26 protein-coding genes are annotated in these 26,189 nt (G+C 45.5%); 15 read left to right on the forward strand and 11 right to left on the reverse strand.

Annotated elements, in window-relative coordinates; genetic code table 11:
* Positions 1-5: 5 nt before the first annotated feature.
* Complete coding sequence (locus DQN52_RS04410) at positions 6-785, reverse strand: tRNA threonylcarbamoyladenosine dehydratase (RefSeq protein WP_003785346.1); 780 nt, start codon at positions 783-785, stop codon at positions 6-8.
* 127 nt (positions 786-912) lie between these two features.
* Here DQN52_RS04410 and DQN52_RS04415 point away from each other — a divergent pair, with 127 nt between their 5' ends.
* Together DQN52_RS04415 and efp are read left to right on the forward strand one after the other, a co-directional pair.
* Positions 913-1,383 (forward strand): universal stress protein, encoded by a 471-nt coding sequence (locus DQN52_RS04415; RefSeq protein ID WP_003785348.1) that lies wholly within the window; start codon positions 913-915, stop codon positions 1,381-1,383.
* A 349-nt stretch (positions 1,384-1,732) separates the two neighbouring features.
* The gene (gene efp / locus DQN52_RS04420; protein WP_003789334.1) at positions 1,733-2,293 is read left to right on the forward strand and encodes an elongation factor P; all 561 of its coding nucleotides are present in this window, start codon (positions 1,733-1,735) and stop codon (positions 2,291-2,293) included.
* A 58-nt stretch (positions 2,294-2,351) separates the two neighbouring features.
* Here efp and lapB read toward each other — a convergent pair whose 3' ends face one another.
* Together lapB and DQN52_RS04430 are read right to left on the reverse strand one after the other, a co-directional pair.
* On the reverse strand, positions 2,352-3,527 hold the full coding sequence (gene lapB, locus DQN52_RS04425) for a lipopolysaccharide assembly protein LapB (RefSeq protein ID WP_003785351.1): 1,176 nt from the start codon (positions 3,525-3,527) through the stop codon (positions 2,352-2,354).
* 8 nt (positions 3,528-3,535) lie between these two features.
* A complete protein-coding gene (locus DQN52_RS04430) occupies positions 3,536-3,838 on the reverse strand; it encodes a LapA family protein (protein WP_003789339.1) in 303 nt (100 codons plus the stop codon).
* A 169-nt stretch (positions 3,839-4,007) separates the two neighbouring features.
* Between DQN52_RS04430 and DQN52_RS04435 the strand changes: the two genes are divergently transcribed.
* Positions 4,008-4,952 (forward strand): branched-chain amino acid transaminase, encoded by a 945-nt coding sequence (locus tag DQN52_RS04435; protein ID WP_003785353.1) that lies wholly within the window; start codon positions 4,008-4,010, stop codon positions 4,950-4,952.
* 299 nt (positions 4,953-5,251) lie between these two features.
* On the opposite strand, the gene dnaK is transcribed toward DQN52_RS04435, so the two are convergent.
* The 3 genes from dnaK to DQN52_RS04450 all read right to left on the reverse strand — a co-directional run bounded on the left by dnaK (position 5,252) and on the right by DQN52_RS04450 (position 9,013).
* Positions 5,252-7,177 (reverse strand): molecular chaperone DnaK, encoded by a 1,926-nt coding sequence (gene dnaK / locus DQN52_RS04440; protein WP_003785354.1) that lies wholly within the window; start codon positions 7,175-7,177, stop codon positions 5,252-5,254.
* Positions 7,178-7,546: 369 nt separating this feature from the next.
* Complete coding sequence (gene recA, locus DQN52_RS04445; RefSeq protein ID WP_003785355.1) at positions 7,547-8,656, reverse strand: recombinase RecA; 1,110 nt, start codon at positions 8,654-8,656, stop codon at positions 7,547-7,549.
* Between the two features lie 150 nt (positions 8,657-8,806).
* The gene (locus tag DQN52_RS04450) at positions 8,807-9,013 is read right to left on the reverse strand and encodes a bacterioferritin-associated ferredoxin (protein WP_003785358.1); all 207 of its coding nucleotides are present in this window, start codon (positions 9,011-9,013) and stop codon (positions 8,807-8,809) included.
* A gap of 171 nt (positions 9,014-9,184) precedes the next feature.
* Here DQN52_RS04450 and DQN52_RS04455 point away from each other — a divergent pair, with 171 nt between their 5' ends.
* From DQN52_RS04455 to greA, 11 genes are all read left to right on the forward strand, one after another.
* On the forward strand, positions 9,185-11,395 hold the full coding sequence (locus tag DQN52_RS04455; protein WP_003785360.1) for a UvrD-helicase domain-containing protein: 2,211 nt from the start codon (positions 9,185-9,187) through the stop codon (positions 11,393-11,395).
* A 234-nt stretch (positions 11,396-11,629) separates the two neighbouring features.
* Entirely contained in the window at positions 11,630-12,757 is a 1,128-nt protein-coding gene (gene carA, locus DQN52_RS04460; protein ID WP_032827584.1) for a glutamine-hydrolyzing carbamoyl-phosphate synthase small subunit, read from the forward strand.
* 4 nt (positions 12,758-12,761) lie between these two features.
* Positions 12,762-13,064, forward strand: coding sequence for a DUF421 domain-containing protein (locus DQN52_RS04465; RefSeq protein WP_003785363.1), 303 nt, complete (start codon positions 12,762-12,764; stop codon positions 13,062-13,064).
* Positions 13,065-13,394: a DUF421 domain-containing protein gene (locus DQN52_RS04470; RefSeq protein ID WP_331250424.1), complete on the forward strand. Its 330-nt coding sequence runs from the start codon at positions 13,065-13,067 to the stop codon at positions 13,392-13,394. It begins immediately after the preceding gene.
* 42 nt (positions 13,395-13,436) lie between these two features.
* Complete coding sequence (locus tag DQN52_RS04475) at positions 13,437-13,700, forward strand: SemiSWEET family transporter (protein WP_003785368.1); 264 nt, start codon at positions 13,437-13,439, stop codon at positions 13,698-13,700.
* A gap of 156 nt (positions 13,701-13,856) precedes the next feature.
* On the forward strand, positions 13,857-14,561 hold the full coding sequence (locus DQN52_RS04480) for an IS1 family transposase (protein ID WP_111694419.1): 705 nt from the start codon (positions 13,857-13,859) through the stop codon (positions 14,559-14,561).
* Between the two features lie 267 nt (positions 14,562-14,828).
* Positions 14,829-15,065, forward strand: coding sequence for a hypothetical protein (locus tag DQN52_RS11465; RefSeq protein WP_032827585.1), 237 nt, complete (start codon positions 14,829-14,831; stop codon positions 15,063-15,065).
* 216 nt (positions 15,066-15,281) lie between these two features.
* A complete protein-coding gene (locus tag DQN52_RS04490) occupies positions 15,282-16,313 on the forward strand; it encodes an endonuclease NucS domain-containing protein (protein ID WP_003785370.1) in 1,032 nt (343 codons plus the stop codon).
* Between the two features lie 27 nt (positions 16,314-16,340).
* Entirely contained in the window at positions 16,341-19,553 is a 3,213-nt protein-coding gene (gene carB, locus DQN52_RS04495) for a carbamoyl-phosphate synthase large subunit (RefSeq protein ID WP_003785371.1), read from the forward strand.
* A 163-nt stretch (positions 19,554-19,716) separates the two neighbouring features.
* Entirely contained in the window at positions 19,717-20,190 is a 474-nt protein-coding gene (locus DQN52_RS04500; protein ID WP_032827586.1) for a hypothetical protein, read from the forward strand.
* Between the two features lie 161 nt (positions 20,191-20,351).
* Positions 20,352-20,828: a transcription elongation factor GreA gene (gene greA, locus DQN52_RS04505; RefSeq protein ID WP_003789367.1), complete on the forward strand. Its 477-nt coding sequence runs from the start codon at positions 20,352-20,354 to the stop codon at positions 20,826-20,828.
* 80 nt (positions 20,829-20,908) lie between these two features.
* Here the strand turns inward: greA and DQN52_RS04510 are convergent, their stop codons facing one another.
* The 4 genes from DQN52_RS04510 to DQN52_RS04525 all read right to left on the reverse strand — a co-directional run bounded on the left by DQN52_RS04510 (position 20,909) and on the right by DQN52_RS04525 (position 24,425).
* Positions 20,909-23,143 carry a heavy metal translocating P-type ATPase gene (locus tag DQN52_RS04510; RefSeq protein ID WP_003785374.1) on the reverse strand — a complete coding sequence of 745 codons (2,235 nt, stop codon included), beginning with the start codon at positions 23,141-23,143 and terminating at the stop codon, positions 20,909-20,911.
* A 124-nt stretch (positions 23,144-23,267) separates the two neighbouring features.
* Positions 23,268-23,783: a rhodanese family protein gene (locus DQN52_RS04515; protein ID WP_003785378.1), complete on the reverse strand. Its 516-nt coding sequence runs from the start codon at positions 23,781-23,783 to the stop codon at positions 23,268-23,270.
* Positions 23,784-23,794: 11 nt separating this feature from the next.
* The gene (locus DQN52_RS04520; RefSeq protein WP_003785381.1) at positions 23,795-24,103 is read right to left on the reverse strand and encodes an ArsR/SmtB family transcription factor; all 309 of its coding nucleotides are present in this window, start codon (positions 24,101-24,103) and stop codon (positions 23,795-23,797) included.
* A 109-nt stretch (positions 24,104-24,212) separates the two neighbouring features.
* The gene (locus DQN52_RS04525) at positions 24,213-24,425 is read right to left on the reverse strand and encodes a heavy-metal-associated domain-containing protein (protein WP_003785383.1); all 213 of its coding nucleotides are present in this window, start codon (positions 24,423-24,425) and stop codon (positions 24,213-24,215) included.
* Positions 24,426-24,525: 100 nt separating this feature from the next.
* Between DQN52_RS04525 and cueR the strand changes: the two genes are divergently transcribed.
* Positions 24,526-24,915 carry a Cu(I)-responsive transcriptional regulator gene (gene cueR / locus DQN52_RS04530; RefSeq protein WP_003785384.1) on the forward strand — a complete coding sequence of 130 codons (390 nt, stop codon included), beginning with the start codon at positions 24,526-24,528 and terminating at the stop codon, positions 24,913-24,915.
* Between the two features lie 59 nt (positions 24,916-24,974).
* Here the strand turns inward: cueR and DQN52_RS04535 are convergent, their stop codons facing one another.
* Positions 24,975-26,150 (reverse strand): polyamine ABC transporter substrate-binding protein, encoded by a 1,176-nt coding sequence (locus DQN52_RS04535; protein WP_003785386.1) that lies wholly within the window; start codon positions 26,148-26,150, stop codon positions 24,975-24,977.
* Between the last annotated feature and the right edge of the window lie 39 nt (positions 26,151-26,189).

A 26,189-nucleotide genomic window follows, 5' to 3' on the forward strand; every position in this document is an offset into this window, starting at 1 on the left:
TTGTCCTATTTAGATGATTGAGTACGAATAATATGTTCAATTGCAGCGGTCGCGCAATATAGCCCAAAAGTTGCCGTAACCAGCATGCTCGCGCCATAACCTGCACACGATAAACCTTGTGGCGCGGCGTTGAGGTCGCAAGCAGCCTGCACTTGTGGCGGCGTAATCTGTTCGCGTGAATACACGCATGGTACGCGCATTTTGCCATTTCGTGCAAAGCCATGTTTTTTGCGTAGCGTGTAGCGCAGATTAGACAGCAATGGGTCGTGCGTGGTTTCGCTCAAATCCGCGTTTTCAATCAAGGCAGGATTGCGCTGTCCGCCTGCACCGCCGCTCACAATAAATGCTTGTTTGGTTTGGGTAAAACGCAACACCATCGCGGTTTTGATACGCATTTGATCAATTGCGTCAATCACAAAATCAAATGCAGGCTGCTTGGGGAATAATTCGGGCAAGTTGTCGTCATCAACAAAATCTTCAATTTCGTGTACCGCGCATTCTGGGTTGATTTGTGCGATTCGTTCGTGCAGGGCGCGAACTTTTGCCTTACCAAAATCGGGCGTGAGCGCGTGTAGCTGGCGATTGACGTTAGACACGGCAATATTATCCAAATCAATCAAAGTGATATTGCCGACTCCGCTTCGTGCCAACGCTTCGGCAGCCCACGAACCCACGCCGCCCACGCCCACCACGCAAACGTGCGCTTGACGCAATGCCTGCAAACCCTGTTCGCCATATAAACGCGCAATGCCACCAAAGCGGCGCAAATAATCCGATTGTTCCATAAATCTTCCAAAAAGTGCAGGCTGCTTTTTTGCGCTGCAAAAGAAAAAAATGCCGACAAAGCATACAACATCTATTATACTGCAAAGTACAGGTATAAGCCTGTGCAACCTAACAATGGAGTAATTTATGTATAAACATCTCGTCGTTGCCGTAGATGGCAGCAATACTTCACTGAACGCCCTGCAACACGCTTCTAGCTTGGCTGTGGCAGGCAATGCCCAACTGACTTTGGTAACCGTTGCCAACCCCAGCGAATACATGACGCTCGCCCCCGAATTTTTGCAACACGAAAGCTACGAAGCCGCCGCCATTTCGGGTGGTAACGAAGTGCTTGCCGAAGCCAGCCTTGCCGCCAAAAACGCAGGCGTTGCCAACGTGCAAACACACTTGCTGGTCGCATCGCGCGGCGAAAAAGAAATGGCGCAAGAATTGGTCGATTTTGCCGACACACAAGGCGCAGATTTAATCGTAATTGGCACACACGGTCGCACAGGTTTAATGCACTTGCTGATGGGCAGCTTTGCCGAAACTGTGATGCGTCAAAGCCATTTGCCATTGTTGGTAATTCGCAGTCAAAACAGCGAAGTAAGTGAGTAATTACTCTTGTTATTTTGATACAAAGCAGCCTGCACACGATTCAAAATGCAGGCTGCTTTTGTATTTTAAACTGAAATTTTGCTACCAATCAAAATGCTGAAATTGAAAAAATTCAGAGAAAATGCAAATTTTATTTGACAAGAATGAAATAAAAGTACATAATCCGTCCTGTTCAGTTACGAAATGGGATTGAATATTTCTCCTGCATTTCTCCTTTGTAGACTTCGCGCCTATTCTTTTGAGTAGGCGCGTTTTTTTTGCTCGTATAACGCAAAGCACTTTATTAAAGCCGCAATCTACGTTAAAATTGCGCGTTTTATTTTTAACCAACAAACAAAGAGATATTTTTATGAAAACTGCACAAGAATTGCGCGCTGGTAACGTATTTATGATTGGTAATGACCCTATGGTTGTACAAAAAACCGAATACATCAAAGGCGGTCGCTCATCAGCAAAAGTGTCTATGAAATTGAAAAACTTGCTGACAGGCGCAGCGTCTGAAACCATCGTTAAAGCAGACGACAAATTTGACGTGATTGTTTTGTCGCGCAAAAACTGCAAATACAGCTATTTTGCTGACCCAATGTATGTGTTTATGGACGACGAGTTCAATCAATACGAAATCGAAGCAGAAAACATTGGCGATGCGTTGAAATTCATCGTGGACGGCATGGAAGATGACTGCGAAGTAACTTTCTACGAAGGCAACCCAATCTCTGTTGAATTGCCAACGATTATCGTGCGCGAAGTGGAATACACCGAGCCTGCAGTTAAAGGCGACACATCTGGTAAAGTGATGAAAACCGCGCGTTTGGTTGGCGGCACAGAAATCCAAGTGATGTCTTACGTTGAAAACGGCGACAAAATTGAAATTGACACGCGCACTGGCGAATTCCGTAAACGTGCTTAATATTTAAGTTAAAAGCAGCCTGCACTTTAAAATTGTGCAGGCTGCTTTTTTGTGTGATTTAAACTTCAATTTTATTGGGTGTAAAGGTTTCCCATTTGTTGCAAGCAGGGCAATGCCAAAAATACACTTGCGATTTGAAATGGCAATGCTGACAACGATACATCCATGTTTTTTGCAACTGGCGATTCAGTACACCGCGCATCATGTCGGCATCGGCTTTCCATTGCGAATTTAAATCAGGCATACTCAAACCAATCAGGCGATACATGCCGTTTAAATCGGGTTTGCTGCGAATCAAATCCAGCGCGGTTTCATTGGCAACTGCCTCGCCGTGTAGCAACAAAGATTTGTCGTAAATCACGTTCAAAAAATCAATTTGCGGAAAGGCTTTGGCATAGCCGATTAACACGTCCAAACCAGCCTGCGCTTCGCCCAAGGCTTCGTAGGCATCGTATAGCTTTTCGCCCACCATGGTTAAATAAGCGTAGTTTTGCTTTTCAATCGCGGTGTAGGCATCAATGGCGGAGCGGTAATTGCCTTCTTTTTGGTGTATATCGCCCAGCAATATATTGGCGCGTGTGCATTTGGGATTTGCCAACAAAGCAGCCTGCATTGCTTCTTGCGCGGCATTTAGATTGCCGTGAAAGAATTGATTTTGCCCAATTTCGCAATAAAATTGAGCAATTTCAAATTGATAGGTTTGTTCATCGTGCGCCAATAGTTGTGCGGTGGCAATCGCTTTTTCCCAGTCGCGGTCTTGTTGATAAATGTTCAACAGCCATTCGTTGGCTTGTTTTGCCATATTGCTCGACTGTAATCCCAAAAAAGTTTGCTCGGCTCTATCCACCAAACCCGCACTTTTGTAGTCCAAACCCAGTTCGTATAACACACGTTCGCGTTTTTCGTTTACCGTGTCGGGCGAATCCAGCAAGGCTTTGTGCAGGGCAATGGCTTTGTCGTTTTTGCCATGTTGGCGATACAACTTGCCCAGCGACAAATTCAATTCGTGCGCGTTGTTTTGCATTTGAGCCACTTCGGATAGATAGCGTGCGGCGGCGGTTTTGTTGTCGTTTACCAAGGCATCAACCGCCGAATAGAAATTTTCGGGAACGGTTTTGGCGTGTTTGACCACCGTTTTCATGTCCACACGCGCTGCCAGCCAGCCCAGTAAAAAAAACACAGGCAGCATGCAAATTGGAATCAGCAGCCACCAAATGTCTATATTGTTGTCCATACGATTCCTTATTGCTTGTCAGAAGCAGCCTGCACGGGCGCGGCAATGTCTTGGGTTGCCAAACGAGCAGATTTTTGGACTTCGGCACGCAAACGCGCATTTTCGCTACGCAGGCGCAACAGTCGTCCGAACAAGGCAAACATGCCAAAAATCGCGCCCACGACAAACATACCAAACATCACGACAATTAAAGGCAATTCCATTTGCTGCGATGGCAAATACGAAAACGGCACGCGCTGGAAATTGATTAAGGCAAGAATCAAGAAAAAAATCAAAACAATGGCTTTGATGATTAAATAGAATAACTTCATGATTGCTCCTGTTGTAAAAAAGTGCAGGCTGCTTGCGCTGCAAGACGTCAAAATTGCCGTAAGTGTAAACGATTTGGGGCAGATTTGATACTTGTTTAATCGTTTTGCGCGTGTATAATCGCCCACTTTCCCTTTAACTTGAACCACTCAACACATAGAAAGAGATATTATGAGCGCACCCATTCTCGCTACGCCTTTATCTGACCGCGATGGCAAAATTTGGTACAACAACGAAATGGTCGATTGGCGCGATGCCAAAACCCACGTTTTAACGCACACTTTGCACTATGGCATGGGCGTATTTGAAGGCGTTCGCGCGTATGACACGCCCAAAGGCCCAGCGATTTTCCGTTTGCAAGACCACACCAATCGCTTGTTCAATTCTGCCAAAATTGTGGGCATGGATTTGCCGTTTACCAAAGAACAAATCAACCAAGCACACATCGATGTCGTCAAAGCCAATGGTTTGAAATCGTGCTACTTCCGTCCAATGGCGTTTTACGGCTCACACAAATTGGGCATTGCCCCCAAAGCTGATGACGTGCAAGTGATTGTTGCCGCTTGGGCATGGGGCGCGTATTTGGGCGAAGAGGGCTTGCGTAAAGGCATTCGCTGCAAAATCAGCAGCTTCACGCGTCATCACCCCAACATCACCATGATTAAAGCTAAAGCCAATGGCAACTACATGAACTCCATTATGGCGAACACCGAAGCGCACCAAGGCGGCTATGATGAAGCGATTTTGTTGGACGCAACAGGCTATGTTGCCGAAGGTTCGGGCGAAAACATTTTTGTGATTAAAGACGGCGTGATTTACACCCCTGCGCTGGACGTGGCTTTGGACGGCATCACACGCCGCACTGTGATTGAAATCGCCACCGAAATCGGCATCAAAGTGGTAGAAAAACGCATCACACGCGATGAATTGTATATTGCAGACGAAGTGTTCTTTACAGGTACAGCGGCAGAAGTAACGCCAATTCGCGAAATCGACAACCGTCAAATCGGCATTGGCGAGCGTGGCGCAATTACCACCGAAATCCAAAAACGCTTTTTTGATATTGTGGAAGGACGCAATCCTGCGTATGAACATTATTTGACGTATGTAGGTTAATTTATCCATAAACAAAGTGCAGGCTGCTTTTCTGGAAATGGAACAAGCAGCCTGCACTTTGTTTATTCGCTATAAAACTCAATCGGCAAATCGTCTGGGTCACGGATAAAAAAGAACGATTTATAGTGAATTAAATTTAGATTAGTACCGCGTTGCCAACTCCCTTATGTACTAGCTGTACAAGGCGGTCGTTGTCGCCTTGTCCTAATCTAAATTTAATCCACTATATCAAAAGTAGCCTGCACATTCAGTAAACAAAATGTGCAGGCTGCTTTTTAATCAACAACAATCAACGCCGATTATTTGTCTTTCACTTCTTCAAATTCCGCGTCCACAATGTCATTGTCTTTTTTGCTGCTGCCAGACGCTGCGCCCTGTGCTGCTTCGCCTTGTTGTGCTTGCTCTTGCGCTTGGGCATACACGATTTCGCCCAATTTTTGGCTGGCTTTACCCAATTCTTCGGCTTTGGCATCAATCGCGGCTTTGTCGTCGCCTTTAACCGCTTCTTCGGTATCTTTCAACGCCGCTTCAATTTTTTCTTTTTCAGCAGCTTCTAATTTGTCGCCGTGTTCTTCCAAAGATTTTTTAACTGAGTGAATCAAGGCTTCGGCTTGGTTGCGACTTTGCACCAATTCGTGCAATTTTTTGTCTTCTTCGGCATTGGCTTCCGCGTCTTTAACCATGCGTTCGATTTCTTCTTCGCTCAAACCAGATGAACCTTGAATCGTGATGTTTGCCGCTTTGCCTGTGCCTTTGTCTTTTGCCGAAACGTGCAAAATGCCGTTTGCGTCAATGTCAAAAGTTACTTCAATTTGTGGCATACCGCGTGGTGCAGGTGCGATGTCGCCCAAGTTGAATTGACCCAACGATTTGTTTGCCGAAGCGCGTTCGCGTTCGCCTTGCAACACATGAATGGTTACGGCTGGTTGATTGTCTTCCGCTGTGGAGAACACTTGCGATGCTTTGGTTGGAATCGTGGTGTTTTTCTGAATCAACTTGGTCATGATGCCGCCCATGGTTTCAATGCCCAAAGACAACGGCGTCACGTCCAACAACAACACGTCTGTGCGACCGCCGCCCAACACTTCGCCTTGAATCGCTGCACCCACGGCAACCGCTTCATCAGGGTTCACGTCTTTGCGTGGTTCTTTACCAAAGAAGTCTTTAACCGCTTCTTGTACTTTTGGCATACGAGTTTGACCGCCCACCAAAATCACATCATCAATATCAGACGCGCTCAAACCAGCGTCTTTTAAGGCGATGCGGCAAGGCTCAATCGAACGTGTAATCAAATCTTCCACCAAAGATTCAAATTTCGCGCGTGTGATTTTCAACACCAAGTGTTTCGGGCCAGTCGCGTCCATTGTGATGTATGGCAAGTTGATTTCGGTTTGCTGACCGCTAGACAACTCAATTTTGGCTTTTTCTGCGGCTTCTTTCACGCGTTGCATTGCCATTGGGTCATTTTTCAAATCAATGCCTTGCTCTTTTTTGAACTCGTCAATGATGAAATTGATGATGCGTTGGTCGAAGTCTTCGCCGCCCAAGAATGTGTCGCCGTTGGTTGCCAACACTTCAAACTGTTTGTCGCCGTCCACGTCCGCGATTTCAATAATCGAAATATCGAACGTACCGCCGCCCAAGTCGTAAACTGCGATTTTGCGGTCGCCGCCTGATACTTTGTCCATACCAAACGCCAAAGCTGCTGCGGTTGGCTCGTTGATGATGCGTTTAACGTCCAAACCAGCGATGCGACCTGCATCTTTGGTGGCTTGACGTTGGCTGTCGTTGAAGTAAGCAGGCACGGTTACGACCGCTTCGGTTACTTTTTCGCCCAAATACGCTTCGGCAGCTTCTTTCATTTTACGCAACACTTCGGCAGAAATTTGTGGCGGAGACAATTCTTTGCCTTGTGCTTTTACCCAAGCGTCGCCGTTTGAAGATTTAATAATCTCAAATGGCATGGTTTCAATGTCGCGCTGAACTTCTTTGTCTTCAAATTTATGACCGATTAAGCGTTTTGCTGCGTAAATCGTGTTTTTTGCGTTGGTTACGGCTTGACGTTTAGCGGGTGCGCCAACCAGTGTTTCGCTGTCGGTGTATGCCACAATCGATGGTGTGGTGCGCGCACCTTCTGCGTTTTCAATCACTTTAATCGTGCCGTTTTCAGAAATCGCCACGCATGAGTTGGTTGTGCCCAAGTCAATACCAATTACTTTTGCCATTGTTTTTGCTCCTAAAAATAGTCGTGTTTCTACGGATGTTTACGAGTGCAGGCTGCTTTTGCCTACGATGCTTGGCAAGATAAGGCTGGCTGCTGTCTTTTCAAGTAGAAATGGTACAAAAAAACTCTAGTTTTTTGTTTATATTGAATTAAATTCAAGCCATCACTGCGTTGCCAACGCCTTTATGTACGATTTGTACACGGCAGGCGTTGTCGCCTTGTGCTGACTTAAATTTAATTCACTATATATACAAAAAAGCAGCCTGCACTTGTTAAACAAAAAGTGCAGGCTGCTTTTTATGTTGATTTAATTGGCTGTGTTCGCATATCAACGAAAAATTAAAACACAACCATTTAATTAAACGGCAAATTATTCATCATCGCCAAAATCAGGCGCATTGTCATCATCGTCAGCCGAAATGCTTTCGATAGCCGATGGATTGTCGCTCACCAATTCGCGGATTTTTGCCGCAATTTCGTTGGCGATTTCAGGGTTATCTTTCAACCATTGGCGCACGTTGTCTTTGCCTTGACCGATTTTGTTGCCCTCGTAGCTAAACCACGAACCCGATTTGTTAATCACGTCCAAATCTGCGCCCAAATCAATCAATTCGCCCTCCCAGCTAATGCCTTCGCCATACAAAATGTCGAATTCAGCCATGCGGAACGGTGGCGCAACTTTGTTTTTAACCACTTTGACTTTGGTTTCTTTACCAATCGCTTCGCCATTTTTCTCGATTTTGGTTGTGCCAGAAATATTCAATCGCACAGACGCATAGAATTTCAACGCGTTGCCGCCTGTTGTGGTTTCTGGATTGCCATAGCTCACGCCAATTTTCATGCGCGTTTGGTTGATGAACACCGCCAGCGTGTTGGTTTTTTTGATGTGTCCTGCCAGTTTACGCAAGGCTTGGCTCATCAAACGAGCGTGCAAACCAACGTGGCTGTCGCCCATGTCGCCTTCAATTTCCGCTTTGGGAACAAGTGCGGCAACCGAATCAATCACGACCATATCCACACCGCCCGAGCGCACCAACATATCGCAAATTTCCAAAGCTTGTTCGCCTGTGTCGGGTTGCGATACCAACAATTTTTCGACTTCTACGCCCAATTTACGCGCGTAAATAGGGTCAAATGCGTGTTCTGCGTCAATAAACGCACACGTTCCGCCTGCTTTTTGGCATTGTGCAATCGATTCCAAACATAAAGTGGTTTTGCCCGATGATTCTGCGCCGTAAATTTCCACAATACGACCACGTGGTAAACCGCCCACACCCAAGGCAATGTCCAATGTGAGCGAACCTGTGGAAATGACTTGCAATTCTTCGTCTTGGTGGCTGCCGTCCATTTTCATGACTGCGCCTTTGCCGTAGTTTTTCTCAATTTGTGCCAAAGCAGCCTGCAATGCGGTGGCGCGTTCGGCTTCGGTGGTGGGGCGGTTTACGGATACTTTGTCTTTGCTGGATTTTTTTTCTGCCATGATTTTGTTCTCTGCTGTTGAATAAAAAAAGTGGGCGCATTATCGCATAATCAAATGCAGGCTGCTTGGTTTTGTCTGCACAAAAAAACAGCAACCCGAAAGTTGCTGTATCAAGTGATAAAAGGAATAAAAATGAAAAACAGATAAAAACTAGCGTTCCACCACAATAGATGAAGACAAGCTTGTATGTGTATTGCCTGTGTTTGCACCCAAGAAAGACGATGCTAAATCAGCACAACAGCCACAGCAAGTTGCTACGCCCAGTTGGTCTTTCAAATCGGTTAAGGAAGACGCGCCAGCAGCAACGGCTTCTTTGATTTTGTGGTCAGTAATCGCATTGCAGATACATACAAACATAATCATGTCTCCCTAAAAACAAACGATAGTAAATATCTGTTGCTAATGATATTGTCTTTCATTTGTTTTGGCAATAGGGGAAAGTAAAATTTTAATATAGATATTTTCCTTTATTGACCGAATTTCACTACAATGCCGTTTTTATTTCCAAGCAGCCTGCACTTTTTAATTATGTTTTTTTCTGATTCTCAACTCAGCGCATCTTTGTTGCACAACTTAAACAACGAACAATTGTCTGCCGTAACTTATCCACCACAGTCGGTGTTGGTGTTGGCTGGCGCAGGTTCGGGCAAAACGCGCGTGCTAATAACTCGCATTGCGTGGCTGTTGCAAAACGGCATGGCAAGCGTACACAGCATTATGGCGGTTACGTTCACCAACAAAGCCGCCAAAGAAATGCAAACCCGTTTGGGGGCGATGTTGCCGACCAATCTCCGTGCCATGTGGCTGGGGACGTTTCACGGTTTGTGTCATCGTTTTTTGCGTTTGCATTACCGCGATGCCCAGTTGCCACAAGCGTTTCAGATTTTGGATAGCGCAGACCAGTTATCGCTCGTTAAACGCCTGCTCAAACAGCTTAATGTTGCCGAAGAAACGCTTGCACCGCGTGTGCTGATGGGCTTTATCAACGCGCAAAAAGAAAGCGGTTTACGCGCAAGCAGCCTGCACGCCAGTAATCCATACGAAAAAACGCTGATTGAATGCTACGCGGAATACGAAGCGATGTGCCAACGCGAAGGTGTGATGGATTTTGCTGAACTGATGTTACGCAGCTACGAAGTGTTGCAGCGTAACCCAGCCTTGCGCCAACATTATCAACAGCGGTTCAACCACATTTTGGTGGACGAATTTCAAGACACCAACAAATTGCAATATGCGTGGCTCAAACTGATGGCAGGCGAGCAAACGGCGATTTTTGCGGTGGGCGATGATGACCAATCTATCTATCGTTTTCGTGGCGCAAATGTGGGCAATATGACGGCGTTGATGCGCGAATTTGGCATTGAGCAGCCGATTAAATTGGAGCAAAACTATCGTTCTGTGGGGACGATTTTGCAGGCTGCCAACGCAGTCATAGAAAACAACGATGAACGCTTGGGCAAAAATCTGCGTACCGATGCCGAGTTGGGCGACAAAATTCGCTTTTTTTCGGCGTTTAACGATTTTGAAGAAGCGGAATTTATCGTACAAGAAATCAAAAATTTGCAGCGCGATGGCTGGTCGTTGGAGCAAATGGCGGTGTTGTATCGCAGCAACGCGCAATCGCGTGTGATTGAGCAGGCGTTGTTCAAAGCCGCTGTGCCATACAAAATTTATGGCGGATTGCGATTTTATGAGCGGCAAGAAATCAAACACGCGCTGGCGTATTTGCGCTTGGCGGTGAACCCCGATGACGACAACGCTTTGTTGCGCGTGATTAACTTTCCGCCGCGTGGCATTGGGGCGCGAAGCATTGAAGATTTGCAACACGCCGCGCAGCAACAAGGCACGTCTTTGTGGCAAGCAGCCTGCACGCAAGGCAAGGCAAAAGTGGCGGCGTTTGTGCAGTTGGTTGAGCGTTTACGCGAGCAAGTGGGCGTGTTGGAGCTGCCCGAAATCATGCAAAATATTTTGGACGACAGCGGTTTATACGCGCATTATCAATCGCAAAAGCAGCCTGCGGAACGCGAACGCACCGAAAACTTGGACGAATTGATGAACGCGGTGCATTACTTCAAACCCGAAGACACGGCATTTGAAAACTTGCCTGAAAATGCGTTGGACAACCCAGAATTTCCGATTTTGGCGTTTTTGAGCAATGCGGCATTGGAAAGCGGCGAAATGCAGGCTGCTTCTGGGCAACAAGCGGTACAGTTGATGACAGTTCACGCGGCAAAAGGCTTGGAATTTGACGCGGTGTTTTTGAGTGGTTTGGAAGAAGGGCGTTTCCCCAGCGAATTGAGTTTGAAAGAACAAGGCGGTTTGCAAGAAGAGCGGCGATTGATGTATGTGGCGATTACGCGCGCGCGCAAACGCTTGTATTTGACAATGGCGCAGCAGCGTATGTTGCACGGACAAACGCAATTTGGCACGACTTCGCGTTTTGTTGATGAAATTCCTGTGGAATTGCTGCATTTTCTATCGGCAAACCAAAAAAGCAGCCTGCACACTTGGCGCGAGCCGTTTGCAGCAAACAAAAAGCAGCCTGCACATTCAATCCCAAGCTCAAACACATTGTTTGATGGCTACGAATTGGGGCAAAATGTGCGCCACGAAAAATTTGGCACAGGCGTGATTATTGATGCGGTAAACAAAAATGGCAGCGCACGGCTGACGATTAACTTTGGCAAACAAGGGATTAAGGAATTGGATTCGGCGTTTGCGAAATTGGAGAAGTTGTGATTGATGTGGGCTGTAAGGTGGGATTTATCTTACCGAGTTTATTTAAGTTACTCCGTTGCTTAACGTATCTTGAATAAACACGCTACTTTGTTTACAATACACCGCTTTCTTGCAGCGCATATACCTGAAAGCACGGAACATAAATCAACAAAAATTTATGTTGCGTGTTTTTTTTCAACCATAAAAAGCAGCCTGCACAAAAACCTTATTTTAAAAATCAGGAGTTCTCAAAAAATGTCTATTCCAGCCTTACTCGTACTTGCAGACGGCAGCGTTTTTCACGGCACATCAGTCGGTTACAACGGCAACACATCAGGCGAAGTCGTGTTCAATACCGCCATGACAGGCTATCAAGAAATCCTGACCGACACGTCTTACACCAAACAAATCGTAACGCTAACCTATCCCCACATCGGCAACACAGGCGCAAACCGCGAAGACGTGGAAAGCGACAAAATCCGCGCGGCTGGCTTGATTATTCGCGATTTGCCCTTATTGCACAGCAATTTCCGCGCTGAAGAAAGTTTGCAAGAATACTTGGTTCGCAACGAAACCGTTGCCATTGCCGACATTGACACGCGCCGTTTAACGCGAATTTTGCGCGACAAAGGCGCACAAGCTGGCGCAATCTTGACTGGCGACAACGCAACCGTTGAACAAGCGCAAAAATTGATTGCCGAATTTGGCAGCATGGTAGGTAAAGATTTGGCAAAAGAAGTAACCTGCTCAATGCCTTACGAATGGAAAGAAGGCGAATGGGCTTTGGGTGAAGGTTTCAGGCAGCCTGAAACGCCATTGCACGTTGCCGTGTACGATTTTGGCGTGAAAACCAATATTTTGCGAATGTTGGCGCAACGCGGTTGCCGCTTAACCGTTTTCCCAGCACAAACCCCAGCGGCGTATGTGTTAGCAAGCAATCCAGACGGCGTATTTTTGTCCAACGGTCCAGGCGACCCAGAGCCTTGCGATTACGCCATCAATGCAATCCGCGAAATTTTGGCAACCAAAAAACCTGTGTTCGGGATTTGTTTGGGACATCAATTATTGGGTTTGGCGAGCGGCGCGAAAACCAGCAAAATGCCATTCGGGCATCATGGCGCAAACCACCCTGTACAAGAATTGGCGAGAGGTAGAGTGATGATTACCAGCCAAAATCACGGCTTCCAAGTTGATGAAAACACGCTGCCTGAAAATGTACGCGTAACGCATCGTTCGCTGTTTGACGGCACGGTGCAAGGCATTGAATTGACGAATCAAAGCGCGTTCAGTTTTCAAGGACACCCCGAAGCCAGTCCCGGTCCGCATGATGTCGGTTATTTGTTTGATAAATTTGTTGCTAATATAAAAGCAATAAAAGGGTAAGTTTGTGTTTTATTTTGATGTTGCACTGAAATTGTTGCTGGGTTTTTTGGCATTGATATTACTGATTAATTTAACAGAAAAGTGGAATCTTGCCCCTGCATCTGCAAGCGATCAAGTGCAAAATTATGTATTAGGTGGTATTGTTGGTGGCGTTATTTACAATCCTGATATTACCGTTTTAGAGTTTATGTTGATTTTAATCATTTGGTTGATGTTAGTCTTATCACTGCGATGGTTGAAAAAGCATAATAATTTAGTCAAACGATGGGTTGATGGTGAACTAGTTGTACTGGTTTCAAAAGGATAAATTGATGTCAAATCCATGAAGCAAGTGGGCTTATCAGCACATGATTTGTCTTTTAAATTGCGTATGCAAAGCATCTACTCAATCAAAGATGTAAAACAAGCCATTTTGGAACAAGATGGGCAAATTATCATTACATCGTTTAGCGAAACCAATCCCAAATATTCTTTGGTTACCGATGGTGTGATTGTGCAAACGACATTGGAAATGATTGATAAAGATGAAGATTGGTTGCTTGCTGAATTAAAATCACAAGGAATTGAAGATGTTAGCAAAATATTCCTTGCTGAATATAATGATGGAAAAATTGCCATAACCAAACAAGAAGATTAATCCAATATTTTTACACTACTCTAAGAAAGAAAAGAATTTTTTATGAAATTAACTGAAAAACAAATGCGCATATTGTCTATTGCCGCTACGATTATGGCAGTGGGTATGTATGTATCCTATATTCCACAAATTCAAGCGAATTTGGCAGGCAACAAAGGCGCACCTTTGCAACCTTTGGTGGCAGCGATTAACTGTACCTTATGGGTGGCATATGGCTTACTTAAAGAAAAACGCGATTGGCCTGTGGCATTGGCTAATGCACCTGGTATTGTGTTTGGCTTGATTACATTTATTACCAGCTTTTAAAAATCATACCGATTTCATGCCAGTCAAATACTGGCCGGTCTTACTCACCACTATTAACATAAGGATTGACCCTATGAAAAAGGGTGGCGCCCTGAAAAGTGTGCTGTAAAAAAATAAGCAATAAAAAAGCAGCAAAAACAGAGTATATTTGAGTGTGTGAAAACAGAAATAACTCTAACTTGTCCTCGCTGCCAAGGACAAAATATAAAGAAAAATGGCTACTCTTGCAATCGTAAACAAAAATATTTTTGCAAAGATTTTTGTCGTAATTTTATTGGCGACCATAACCTTACCTATAAGGGTTGTCATTCCAAAGCTGATGAGCAGGTTTGGAGAATGACCGTTAGAGGTTGTGGTATTCGCGATATTGCAGCAATTACGGGTTACAGCAAAGACAAAGTTCAGGCTGCTTTAAAACGCCATGAGTTTGAGCCATTTCCTAAACAAAAACATTACCCTACACTTGAAATAGACGAGTTTTGGACATTTGTCGGTAACAAGTCTAATAAAGTGTGGCTAGTCTATGCCTATCACAGAGAAAGTGGCGAAATTGTCGCTTACGTTTGGGGTAAACGCGATTTAGCAACAGCGCGAGCACTCAAACGGCGTTTGAAAGAGTTGCGTGTAACCTATGACAGAATTGCGACCGATGACTGGGCTGCATTTTTAAATGTCTTTTCAAATGAAGAATGGCATCTAGTTGGTAAGCAACACACAGTTGGCATTGAGGGTAATAACTGTCGTTTACGGCACAAAGTAAGGCGAGCGTTTAGAAAAACGTGTTGTTTTTCTAAAAGTATGTTTTATCACAAGAAAGTTTTTGATTTAGCTTTCTTTGATATTCATTTTGGCATTGTTTAGTTTTACAGCACACTTTTCAGGACACCACCTGAAAAAGTAGCCCTGTTTATCGCATTAATCAGCGTATTATCCGCGTGCAACACCATCCATTCTGTTGCACGCGACGCCAATACAGCCGTGCAAGCATGGAATGACGACTACCAAAAACAAAACAATCGCTAACACATTACACCAAACTACAAGGCGGTTTGCTCATCAAACTATCTGAAGAAAACCCACTCATAAAGGTATTTCATGAAAAAAATGGCTTTACTCCTCTGCCTACTTATGAGCGCTCTCGCCTTCGCAGACAACGAAACCATCGACCTGAAAAAATCAGCCAACTCAGCGCGGACATCGTCGATTCCTCAACTCAATGCATCTACAAAACCCGTGAAACATGGATACGTCAAACGCGTGGTGGATTGGCAATATTCATCATTCCAACGATATGTGGCAAAAGGAATTTTGCCGATGGATTGGGCAGGAAATGGTGTGGAAATTGAAGACGGTTTTGGCGAATAAACGTAGGTTGGGTTGATAAACCCAACACCGGCAGATAATTTGACGGTTTTATGTTGGGCTTTCAACCCAACCTACAAGGAGGCGAACGAATTTCAGACGACCCCAAAGTAGGTTGGGTTGCCAAACTCAACGTTTTTAGGCGATTAGTGGTTTGTGTTGGGTTTTCAACCCAACCTACACTTGCTGACTGAAAATACCATTTACACAGGATCATCTATGTATCAAATTGACATCTCCAACAAGAAAATGAATAAATTAAATGCAACAACATTTTCAGAATTAAATTTAAGTGAGCGGTACGATATTCAAGAATGGATTGACGATACCCCAGAAATTCTTGGGGAAAAATTATTGATTATTGGGAAAGAAATTATCTTACCAAGTGGTATTCGATTAGATTTATTAGCAATAGATGAGAATGGTAATTTAGTTATTATTGAATTAAAGAGAGATACTTCAGGCAATCATGTTGAATGGCAGGCAATTAAATATGCTTCATATTGCTCAGCTTTTACAGATGAAGAAATTTTTAAAATACATCAGGATTATCTTAATAAGAAATATAATGATAGAGATGCAAAACGAGAAATTGAAAATTTTCTTGTTACTTTTGAAATGGAAAAGTTGAATAAAGAACAACGCATTATTTTAGTTTCACGAGATTTTAATTCTGATGTTGCTTCTGCTGTTTTATGGCTAAATGATAAAGGACTGGATATTAAATGCATCAAGATTAATTCATTTATTTCAAAAAACAATGAGTTACTTATTTATCCCACCCAAATTATCCCTTTACCCGAAGCAGAAGATTTTATTAAACGGAAAGCTATCCAAAGAAAAGAAAATTCTTTACAACAATATGATGCAGATAGGGTTTCATTTGACATACCCGAATATTCAAGAGATGAGTTAAAAAGCAAATTGTCTGATTTTTTATCTAAACAAATTAATTTAAAAGAACGATTTATTGCATTTTTTAAAATCTTATTATCTGAAAATCGTGAATTTCATCGCGAGGAAATTAAAGAGATATTCTTCAATACATATGAAATTGGTAATGATGTCCAACATGCAGGCAGATTATTAAGCAATGTCAGCCAAGTAATTACTCGTAAAGCTAACGATTTTCTCCGTCAATTAATCAAATTTGGCAGAGATTATGACCATTCAGGAGCATACAAACACAGTTATTTCATTCCTGATGAATATCGCCACTTAGTTCAAGAAATAATTGATAAAGTTGAATAACATTTTTTAAAACAGAAAGACCCATCTATGCCTAAACGTACCGACCTAAAATCCATCCTTATCATCGGCGCTGGCCCTATCGTTATCGGTCAGGCTTGCGAATTTGACTATTCAGGCGCACAAGCGTGTAAAGCCTTGTGCGAAGAAGGCTACAAAGTCATCTTAGTCAATTCCAACCCAGCCACGATTATGACCGACCCGAACATAGCGGACGTTACCTACATTGAGCCAATCATGTGGCAAACGGTGGAAAAAATCATCGCCAAAGAACGCCCAGACGCAATTTTGCCAACTATGGGCGGACAAACCGCGTTGAATTGCGCTTTGGATTTGGCGCGAAATGGCGTATTAGCTAAATACAACGTGGAATTGATTGGCGCAACCGAAGACGCGATTGACAAAGCCGAAGACCGTGGACGCTTCAAAGACGCCATGGCAAAAATCGGCTTGAACACCCCCAAATCATTCATCTGCCACACGATGAACGAAGCCTTGCGCGCCCAAGAAGAAGTGGGTTTCCCAACGCTGATTCGTCCGTCATTCACCATGGGCGGCTCAGGCGGCGGCATCGCATACAACAAAGATGAATTTTTGGCGATTTGCGAGCGCGGTTTTGACGCATCACCTACGCATGAATTGTTGATTGAACAATCCGTTTTGGGCTGGAAAGAGTACGAAATGGAAGTGGTGCGCGACAAAAAAGACAACTGCATCATCATCTGTTCCATTGAAAACTTTGACCCAATGGGCGTACACACAGGCGACAGCATCACGGTTGCCCCAGCGCAAACTTTGACCGACAAAGAATACCAAATCATGCGTAATGCCAGCTTGGCGGTATTGCGTGAGATTGGCGTGGACACAGGCGGCTCAAACGTGCAATTCGCGGTCAATCCCGAAAACGGCGAGATGATTGTGATTGAAATGAATCCGCGTGTATCGCGTTCGTCTGCGTTGGCGAGTAAAGCAACTGGTTTCCCGATTGCGAAAGTAGCGGCGAAATTGGCAGTCGGTTTCACATTGGACGAATTGCGTAACGACATCACAGGCGGACGCACGCCAGCGTCTTTTGAGCCGAGCATTGATTATGTGGTTACGAAAATTCCGCGTTTTGCGTTTGAAAAATTCCCTGCGGCGGACGACACTTTGACCACGCAAATGAAATCGGTGGGCGAAGTCATGGCAATGGGTCGCACTATTCAAGAAAGTTTCCAAAAAGCCTTGCGCGGTTTGGAAACAGGTTTGTGCGGCTTTAATCCGCGTTCGCAAGACAAAACGGAAATTCGCCGCGAACTTGCCACGCCACGCGCTGAACGTATGTTGTTTGTGGCGGACGCTTTCCGCGCAGGTTTTAGCATTCAGGAAATTTACGATATTTGTAAAATTGATTTTTGGTTCTTGGCACAAATTGAAGATTTGGTCAAAGAAGAGCAAAAAATCGTTTCAGGCAGCCTGCAAGATTTGGATTTCAATACTTTGCGCCGTTTGAAACGCAAAGGTTTTTCAGATAAACGTATTGCCCAATTATTGGAGCTGCCTGAAAAAGACGTGCGCGAACATCGTTACAACTTGAATTTGCACCCAGTTTACAAACGTGTAGATACTTGCGCGGCTGAATTTGACACCGACACTGCGTATTTGTATTCCACATATGAAGAAGAATGCGAAGCGCGTCCGTCTGACCGCAAAAAAGTGATGATTTTGGGCGGCGGTCCAAACCGCATTGGTCAAGGCATTGAGTTTGACTATTGCTGTGTACACGCAGCGTTAGCGTTGCGCGAAAGCGGTTTTGAAATGATTATGGTGAACTGCAACCCTGAAACCGTTTCTACCGATTTTGACACGTCCGACCGCTTGTATTTTGAGCCTTTGACGTTGGAAGATGTGTTAGAAATCGTCCGCAAAGAAAATCCTTGGGGCGTGATTGTGCATTATGGCGGTCAAACGCCTTTGAAATTGGCGAATGCGCTGGTTGAAAATGGCGTGAACATCATCGGCACATCAGCCGACAGCATTGACGCAGCCGAAGACCGTGAGCGTTTCCAACAAGTTTTGAATGAGTTGGGTTTGCGCCAACCGCCAAACCGCATTGCGCGTAATGAAACCGAAGCCTTGACGTTGGCGGAAGAAATTGGCTATCCGTTGGTGGTGCGTCCGTCTTATGTGTTGGGTGGTCGTGCGATGCAAGTGGTTCATTCTGAGGAACAATTACAGCGTTATATGCGCGAAGCGGTGCAGGTTTCGGAAGACAGCCCTGTGTTGTTGGATTTCTTCTTGAATAATGCGATTGAAGTAGATGTGGATTGCGTGTCAGACGGCAAAGAAGTCGTGATTGGCGGCATTATGCAGCACGTTGAACAAGCAGGTATTCACTCGGGCGACTCGGCTTGTTCGTTGCCGCCGTATTCGTTGAGCGTTGAAATTCAAGACGAAATTCGTCGCCAAACCAAAGCAATGGCGTTTGCGCTGAACGTGAAAGGTTTGATGAACGTGCAATTTGCGGTGCAAGACGGCGTGGTGTTTGTATTGGAAGTGAATCCGCGTGCGAGCCGTACCGTACCGTTTGTGTCCAAAGCGACTTCTGTGCCGTTGGCGAAAATCGGGGCGCGTGCGATGGCTGGCATTTCCTTGCAAGAACAAAACTTTACGGCTGAAATTATCCCTGATTTCTACGCGGTGAAAGAAGCGGTGTTCCCATTCATCAAATTCCCAGGGGTGGATACGATTTTGGGCCCTGAAATGCGTTCAACTGGCGAAGTGATGGGCGTAGCGGAAACCTTTGGCGAAGCGTATTTGAAAGCGCAATTAGGCGCAGGCGAGCGTTTCGGCAAAACAGGCAAAGTATTTATTGCGGTGCGCGATGAAGATAAACCGTTGATTTTGCAAACGGCGAAAAATTTCCAAGCACTCGGTTATGGTTTGTGCGCGACACGCGGCACGGCGGCGTATTTGGCGGAACACGGCATTATCGCGCAGCCTGTAAACAAGGTGCGTGAAGGTCGTCCGCATATTGTGGATATGATTAAAAATGGTGAAATTGCCTTGGTTATCAATACTTCAGGCAGTACAGGCAACGAAATTTCAGACAGCCAAGAAATCCGCCGCAGTGCATTGAGCCAACGTGTACCACAATACACGACTGTGGCAGGCGGCGAAGCGATTAGCTTTGGCGTGAAAGCGTTGAGCGATACACATGTATTTAGCGTACAAGAATTGCATGAGCAGTTGAAAAATCGCTAATCAAAAAAGTGCAGGCTGCTTTTGTGGTAGTGCTTCATGCCTACTGCGTACCTAAATCATAGATTTGGACAAAAAGGCAAAGCAGCCTGCACTTTGCCCAAAGCAGCAAAATCGTTTATTATCGCGCCAAGTTTTATTAAGCATTTTTGGAAAGGAATCCAATATGAAAACAAAAATTGTTGCAGTTGGTTTAATGATGTTGGCATTGGGTGCGTGTTCTGCGCCGCAATTATCGGGTGTTTTTTCGCCTTCTACTCAAAGCACGACATCGTCTGGGCGTTTTACTTTGGCAAGCAGCCATTGGTCTGATGTGGCGAAATTGCGCGCCGAATCGCATCGTTTGGGTTTGGAAGTTCGTGCAGGTCGCTTAACCAAAGTGCAGGCTGCTCAACATTTGAACCGATTCCGCATCAATTTGGTTGGCAGAAACAGCGTGGACGACAGCGTGTATGAAGTCTACCAACAAGCCGCGGTGGATAGCCAACGTGGTGTGATTGATGCCACGCAATCCAAAGCCTATGTGGAAAATGCTTTGCGCGGTTGGCAACAACGCTGGCCGAATATGACCAATAAACCCAATAATCCTGCGTTTACCAATTCTTTGATGGAATTTATGGGCATGCAGCCCTTGCAGTAATGGCATAAAATGATTGCCTTTTTTGCCTGATTTGGTACAATGCGCGTCATTAAAAACAACCCCTAGCAAGCCGCAAATTGATTGCGGCTTGCCTTTTTATTTATTTATTTAAACAAAGCAGCCTGCACAGTTGGGGCTATTTTTGGAGAACACATTTAATCATGAAAAAAATCCCTTTAACCGTTCACGGTGCGGAACGCTTGAAAGCTGAATTGCAACAACTCAAAAGCGTGGCGCGTCCCGAAGTGATTGCCGCGATTGCCGAAGCACGTTCGCATGGTGACTTGTCGGAAAACGCGGAATACGAAGCGGCAAAAGACCGCCAAGGCTTTATTGAAGGACGCATTGCGGAATTGGAAAACAAATTGTCGCACGCGCAAATTATTGACCCGAAAGAAATCCACGCAGACGGCAAAATCGTGTTTGGCGCAACCGTGAATTTGATGGATTTGGACAGCGATGAAGAATCGTGCTATCAAATTGTGGGCGACGATGAAGCGGACATCAAATTGTTCAAAATTTCGGTTAATTCGCCGATTGCACGCGCCTTAATCGGCAAAGAAGAGGGCGATGTTGCCGAAGTGCAAGCCCCAAGCGGTATTCGTGAATATGAAATTTTGACGGTGCAATATATTTAAGTTGCCACACAATATAAAGTGCAGGCTGCTTTTTAATGGTTTTTTCCGTTAAAAAGCAGCCTGTACTTTTGTTTGGGCGATTAAAATTTCATGCGTTTTAATCTTAACGCATTCCCCAACACCGACACCGAGCTCAACGCCATCATCGCGCCAGCCAACACAGGCGTAAGCAATCCAACCGCCGCAAACGGAATCCCCAACGCATTATAAATAAATGCAAAAAACAAATTCTGCTTAATCGCACGCAAAGTCGCACGCGCCACAATGAGACCGCTCGCCAGTTGATTAACCGATTGCTGCACAAGCACCGCGTCCGCGCTTTGTTCGGCAATATCCGTGCTGCCGCGCACCGCAAAACCCACGTCCGCCAACGCCAACGCTGGCGCATCGTTGATGCCGTCCCCAGCCATTGCCACTTTCGCGCCTTGTTGTTGAAGTTGTTGGATAAATTCGGCTTTTTGGCGCGGCGATTGGTTGCCGTGCGCGTGGTTTTCAGGCAGCCTTAATTGTTGCGCGATGTGGGCAACGGTTGCCGCGTTGTCGCCACTTAAAATGTGGACGGCAATGTTGTGTTCGCGTAATCGTTGAATGGCAGAAAGGCTGTCGGGTTTGAGTGGATCAGCTAGGGCGAATGCGCCAACGGGTTGATTATTCAATGAAACGGCAACCAAGCTCGCGATTTGCCACACACTGCCAACTGCTCCCTCTCCCTGTGGGAGAGGGTTGTTTGGGTTTGCAATTACGTTGTTGCTGTCTGAAACGGTTTGCCTTCTCCCACGAGGAGAGGGAATAAGGCTTTCAGGCAGCCTGAAACCGCAAAAATCCAATTTCCCCACTTTCACATCGCCCAAACCATCAATATTCGCGCTAATCCCTTCGCCAGCGACCGTGTTCACATTTTCCGCATTCAACGGTGCAATTTCACGCGCAAAAGCAGCCTGCACAATCGCATTCGCCAAAGGGTGCGCTGCGTGTTGTTCCACCGCCGCCGCAATTTCAAATAATTGATTTTCCGTAAAATTATCCGCCGTCCAAATTGCCGCAATATCAGGTTTTCCCTGTGTTAGCGTGCCTGTTTTGTCCAAAATCACCGTATCCACCGCGCCAGCCATTTCCAATGCTGCCGCATTTTTAAACCACACCCCATGCTGCACCGCCTGCCCCATGCCAGCCATAATCGCCGCAGGGGTCGCCAAACCCAATGCGCACGGACACGCCACCACCAACACCGCCACCGCACGAACCAAAGCTGCCGTAAAATCGCCCACAATCAACCAGTTAGCCACCAAAGTCAGTAACGAAATCGCCAACACAGACGGCACAAACACCGTCGCCACCTTGTCCGCCAAACGCGCAATCGGGGCTTTGCTGCCCTGCGCGTCCGCCAACGCCGCCACCATGTCGCCCAACAGCGTGTCGCTGCCCAAACTTTCCGCGCGATAATCAAGGCTGCCTGAAAGAATAGAACCTGCTAACACCTTGTTTCCAATCGTTTTGTAAACAGGTTGGCTTTCGCCTGTCAAATGGCTTTCGTCCGCCCAACCTTCGCCCGACATCACTTCGCCGTCTGCCGCGATGCGTCCGCCTTGTACACAGCGCAAAATATCGCCTTGTTTCACTTGGTCAATTTTGACCGTTTGCCATTGATTATTTTGCAGAATTTGCACATCACGCGGCGTGAGTTGCAGCAGAGAACTGAGCGCGTTCAGGCTGCCGCGTTTCGTTTTCGCTTCCAAATATTTGCCGAGCGACACAAACGCCAACACCATTACGCCCGCTTCAAAATAAACGTGATGTGCTTGTCCTGCCAACACCATTCCCAATGAATACAAATAGATAGATAATGTACCCACCGACACCAACACGTCCATATTCGCCAAACCACCGCGCACGCTGGCAATCGCACCCTTGTAAAACGGCAGCGCAAAATACGTCTGCGCCACAGTCGCAATCGCAATCTGCAACCAAAGCGGCGGCATCAGCGCGTGCGAACCGCCGATCATTCCAATCATACCCACCCAAAACGGCAACGACAATGCGAGCAACGTCCACATGCGCCAATGGCTTTCATGCGAATCTGTTTCAGGCAGCAACGAAGTTTGCACGGCTGCCTGAAAGCCTGTTTTTTCAATGATTTTGATGAGTTCATCGGGATTGGTTTGCGTGTCGTCAAACGTGATTTGCGCGGTTTCGCCAGCAAAATTGACCACCGCTTCGGACACAAATTCTTTTTTATTCAACACTTTTTCAATGCGATTGGCGCAGGCTTGGCAAGTCATGCCTTGAATGTTGAAATTGATGTGTTGGGTTGCCATGTCGGGTCTCCAAAATTTTTGGTATTGGGGGAATGATAAACTTTGACTGGTGGTTAAGGTCAAGGGCTAAAAAAATTTCAGGCAGCCTGAAAGATGATTTTCAGGCTGCCTGAATGATTTCAAATTAAAAACGATTCCATGGCATTTTTGCTAACAATTTCGCCATACCACAAAACCCCGTTACGCCAGCAAACACCAACCCAACCCCAACAAAAGCTGATAAAACATAAAACACAGGCGACACTAACGCACCCAAAATCACGCCTAATAAAACCAAACTTCCTGCGGCAATTTGTACTTGGCGCATGATGTCCATTGGCGCGTTTGCCACTTTTTCTACGGGAAAACCTGCTTGTTCCCAAGCATTCAAGCCACCGTCCAACACATAAATTTCCGCAGCATTTTGTGCAAAAGTGCGTAACTTATCCCAATTTTGGCGCGTTCTCATGCCTGATAAACAATGAAAAATTACCACTGCTTGACTAGGCGGCGACAATTTATCCAATTCATCTAACGGCATAGATTGCGCTTGCACGATGTGTTTGGCGCGATATTCATTTACGCTGCGAATATCAACCAATACCGCGCCTTGTTGTAATTTTTCCGCTACTTGTGCAGCGTTTAATGTATTTAAATCCATTTTTAACACCTCTACGAACAGAACATTTCTTTTAAAATCAACAATAATTTCAAAGCATTTTCACTACGAACGAAGTAATACAGCGTTTGCGATTCGCGCCGATAAGCCACCAAACCTTCATCGCGCAATTTCGCTAAATGCTGCGACAATGCCGATTGCGTTAAAGGCAAAAGCGCTACTAATTCGCCCACGCTCAATTCTTTTTCGTCTGCTAGTAAACACAAAATTTGTAAACGGACAGGATTGCCTAGCGTTTTTAAAAATTGCGCTGCTTGTTCAGCTTGTTGTTCAAAGTTTAAATTTTGTTTTAAATCAGACATATTTTAAAAAGAACTAAATTAGTAAGTTCTAATATATGAATATTATCAGAAGTTTCTAAAAAAAGAAAGGCGGCCTGAAAAAAATCTTTCAGGCTGCCTGAATCATCATTTACGCCTGCACCGCATCAAACCCAGCATCTTCCACCACATCAATTAACGCCGCGATATTCGTTTTCGCGTCATCAAATTCCACGACTGCACTCGCGCTTGCTAAATCCACATTTGCGCTGCTCACGCCAGCCGTTTCGCTCAATACTTTCGTTACGCTTTTCACGCAGCCGCCGCACGTCATGCCGCCGATGTTTAAAGTTACTGTTGCCATTTTTGTTTCCTTGTTGATTGTTGATAAAACGGCAATAATATAAACCTTAACCACAGGTTAAAGTCAAACCATTTTTTCAGGTAGCCTGAAAGGAAACATCATGAACATCAGCCAAGCCGCCCAACAAACAGGTTTATCCGCCAAACAAATCCGCGATTACGAAAAACAAAATTTGCTGCCTGAAACCCAGCGTAGCGAATCGGGCTATCGCGTGTATGGCGAACACGATTTACAGCGATTGCGCTTTATTCGTCATGCGCGAGATGTCGGCTTTTCGTTGGCGCAAATCCGCGAATTGTTGGCGTTGCAAGACAATCCGAACCGCCACAGCCGCGATGTGAAAAATTTAACCGCACAACACATTACCGAATTAAATCAACGCATTGAATCGCTGCAATCCATGTTGCACACGCTGCAAACGTGGCATAATGAATGTTCGGGCGATGAACAAGCGGATTGTTGTATTTTGGCTGGATTGAATCAGCATTAAAAAAGCAGCCTGCACTTTCAAAAATAAAAGTGCAGGCTGCTTTTTAGGGTTTATTGGATTTATTTACCCGCTTTTAAACCTTGCCACAAACGGGTTTGCAGTTTAATTGCTTCGGGCGATTTAGGTAAAACCACAAAACTTTGCGCTTTCACTTCATCGCTTGGGAAAATGGAATTGTCTTTGGCAAATTCGGGCTGCATCAAATCACGCGCGGGTTTGCTAGACGGTGCGTAGGTCACAAAATTGCCATTTTGCGCGGCGATTTTCGGGTCTAGCGTGTAGTTGATGTATTTGTGCGCGTTGGCAACATTGTTGGCGTCTTTTGGAATCATAAACGAATCAATCCAAATGCCTACGCCTGTTTTTGGGGTTAGCACTTCAATATGGTGCTTGCTGCCTGCTTCTTGGGCGCGGCGTTTGGCAATGTTCAAATCGCCGCCGTAACCAATCGCTACACACAATTCGCCGTTTGCCATGCTGTCAATGTAGCCAGACGAGCTGAATCGTTTGATGTCGCCGCGTACTTTTTTCATCAAATCGGCAGCGGCTTCAAAATCGGCAGCATTTTCGCTATTTGGGTCTTTGCCCATGTATTTCAATATCAATGGGAATTGCTCGGTTGGGCTGTCAAAAAAGCTAATGCCGCACGATTTCAGTTTTGCGGTGTACTCTGGATTAAACACCAAATCCCATTCGTTTTCAGGCAGTTGGTCTGTGCCAAGTGCTTTGCTCACTTGTTCTTTGTTAATTGCCAACGTGTTAATGCCCCAAAAATATGGCACGGCGTATTTGTTACCTGGGTCCACATCGTTCATCAATTTCAACAATTCGGGGTCAATGTTGTTGTAGTTGGGGATTTGGCTTTTGTCGATTTCGCGATACGCGCCTGCTTTGATTTGGCGACCGACATTGGCAATAGACGGCGCAACCAAGTCAAAACCCGATTGTCCTGTTAAAACTTTGGCTTCCAATACTTCGTTGCTGTCGTAGAACGCTTGGGTCACGTTTACGTTGTTGGCTTTACCAAATTCGTCCACAGTGGCTGGGTCCACATAATCTGACCAAATGTAAATATTTAAATCGCCCGTAGCTTGTTGATTGCCCGACGCCGATTCGCTTGAACCCGAAGCAGCCTGCACGCCAGATGCTGTGTTGCTAGATTGATTGGAATTTGAACCGCCACACGCACCCAAAAAAAGCGCAGCCAATGCGGAAACCAAAAGTGTTTTGTTCATTTTCGTGATTCCTAAAAAGAAAGTAGCGTGTGTCCAAGG

Origin of the sequence: Kingella kingae (assembly GCF_900475905.1) — a bacterium.
Taxonomy (GTDB): Bacteria; Pseudomonadota; Gammaproteobacteria; order Burkholderiales; family Neisseriaceae; genus Kingella; species Kingella kingae.

Coding starts and splice junctions, on each gene's coding strand:
- DQN52_RS04410 (WP_003785346.1), bottom strand. CDS start 785: ATGGAACAATCGGATTATTTGCGCCGCTTTGGTGGCATTGCGCGTTTA.
- DQN52_RS04415 (WP_003785348.1), top strand. CDS start 913: ATGTATAAACATCTCGTCGTTGCCGTAGATGGCAGCAATACTTCACTG.
- efp (WP_003789334.1), top strand. CDS start 1,733: ATGAAAACTGCACAAGAATTGCGCGCTGGTAACGTATTTATGATTGGT.
- lapB (WP_003785351.1), bottom strand. CDS start 3,527: ATGGACAACAATATAGACATTTGGTGGCTGCTGATTCCAATTTGCATG.
- DQN52_RS04430 (WP_003789339.1), bottom strand. CDS start 3,838: ATGAAGTTATTCTATTTAATCATCAAAGCCATTGTTTTGATTTTTTTC.
- DQN52_RS04435 (WP_003785353.1), top strand. CDS start 4,008: ATGAGCGCACCCATTCTCGCTACGCCTTTATCTGACCGCGATGGCAAA.
- dnaK (WP_003785354.1), bottom strand. CDS start 7,177: ATGGCAAAAGTAATTGGTATTGACTTGGGCACAACCAACTCATGCGTG.
- recA (WP_003785355.1), bottom strand. CDS start 8,656: ATGGCAGAAAAAAAATCCAGCAAAGACAAAGTATCCGTAAACCGCCCC.
- DQN52_RS04450 (WP_003785358.1), bottom strand. CDS start 9,013: ATGTTTGTATGTATCTGCAATGCGATTACTGACCACAAAATCAAAGAA.
- DQN52_RS04455 (WP_003785360.1), top strand. CDS start 9,185: ATGTTTTTTTCTGATTCTCAACTCAGCGCATCTTTGTTGCACAACTTA.
- carA (WP_032827584.1), top strand. CDS start 11,630: ATGTCTATTCCAGCCTTACTCGTACTTGCAGACGGCAGCGTTTTTCAC.
- DQN52_RS04475 (WP_003785368.1), top strand. CDS start 13,437: ATGAAATTAACTGAAAAACAAATGCGCATATTGTCTATTGCCGCTACG.
- DQN52_RS11465 (WP_032827585.1), top strand. CDS start 14,829: ATGAGCGCTCTCGCCTTCGCAGACAACGAAACCATCGACCTGAAAAAA.
- DQN52_RS04490 (WP_003785370.1), top strand. CDS start 15,282: ATGTATCAAATTGACATCTCCAACAAGAAAATGAATAAATTAAATGCA.
- carB (WP_003785371.1), top strand. CDS start 16,341: ATGCCTAAACGTACCGACCTAAAATCCATCCTTATCATCGGCGCTGGC.
- DQN52_RS04500 (WP_032827586.1), top strand. CDS start 19,717: ATGAAAACAAAAATTGTTGCAGTTGGTTTAATGATGTTGGCATTGGGT.
- greA (WP_003789367.1), top strand. CDS start 20,352: ATGAAAAAAATCCCTTTAACCGTTCACGGTGCGGAACGCTTGAAAGCT.
- DQN52_RS04510 (WP_003785374.1), bottom strand. CDS start 23,143: ATGGCAACCCAACACATCAATTTCAACATTCAAGGCATGACTTGCCAA.
- DQN52_RS04515 (WP_003785378.1), bottom strand. CDS start 23,783: ATGGATTTAAATACATTAAACGCTGCACAAGTAGCGGAAAAATTACAA.
- DQN52_RS04520 (WP_003785381.1), bottom strand. CDS start 24,103: ATGTCTGATTTAAAACAAAATTTAAACTTTGAACAACAAGCTGAACAA.
- DQN52_RS04525 (WP_003785383.1), bottom strand. CDS start 24,425: ATGGCAACAGTAACTTTAAACATCGGCGGCATGACGTGCGGCGGCTGC.
- cueR (WP_003785384.1), top strand. CDS start 24,526: ATGAACATCAGCCAAGCCGCCCAACAAACAGGTTTATCCGCCAAACAA.
- DQN52_RS04535 (WP_003785386.1), bottom strand. CDS start 26,150: ATGAACAAAACACTTTTGGTTTCCGCATTGGCTGCGCTTTTTTTGGGT.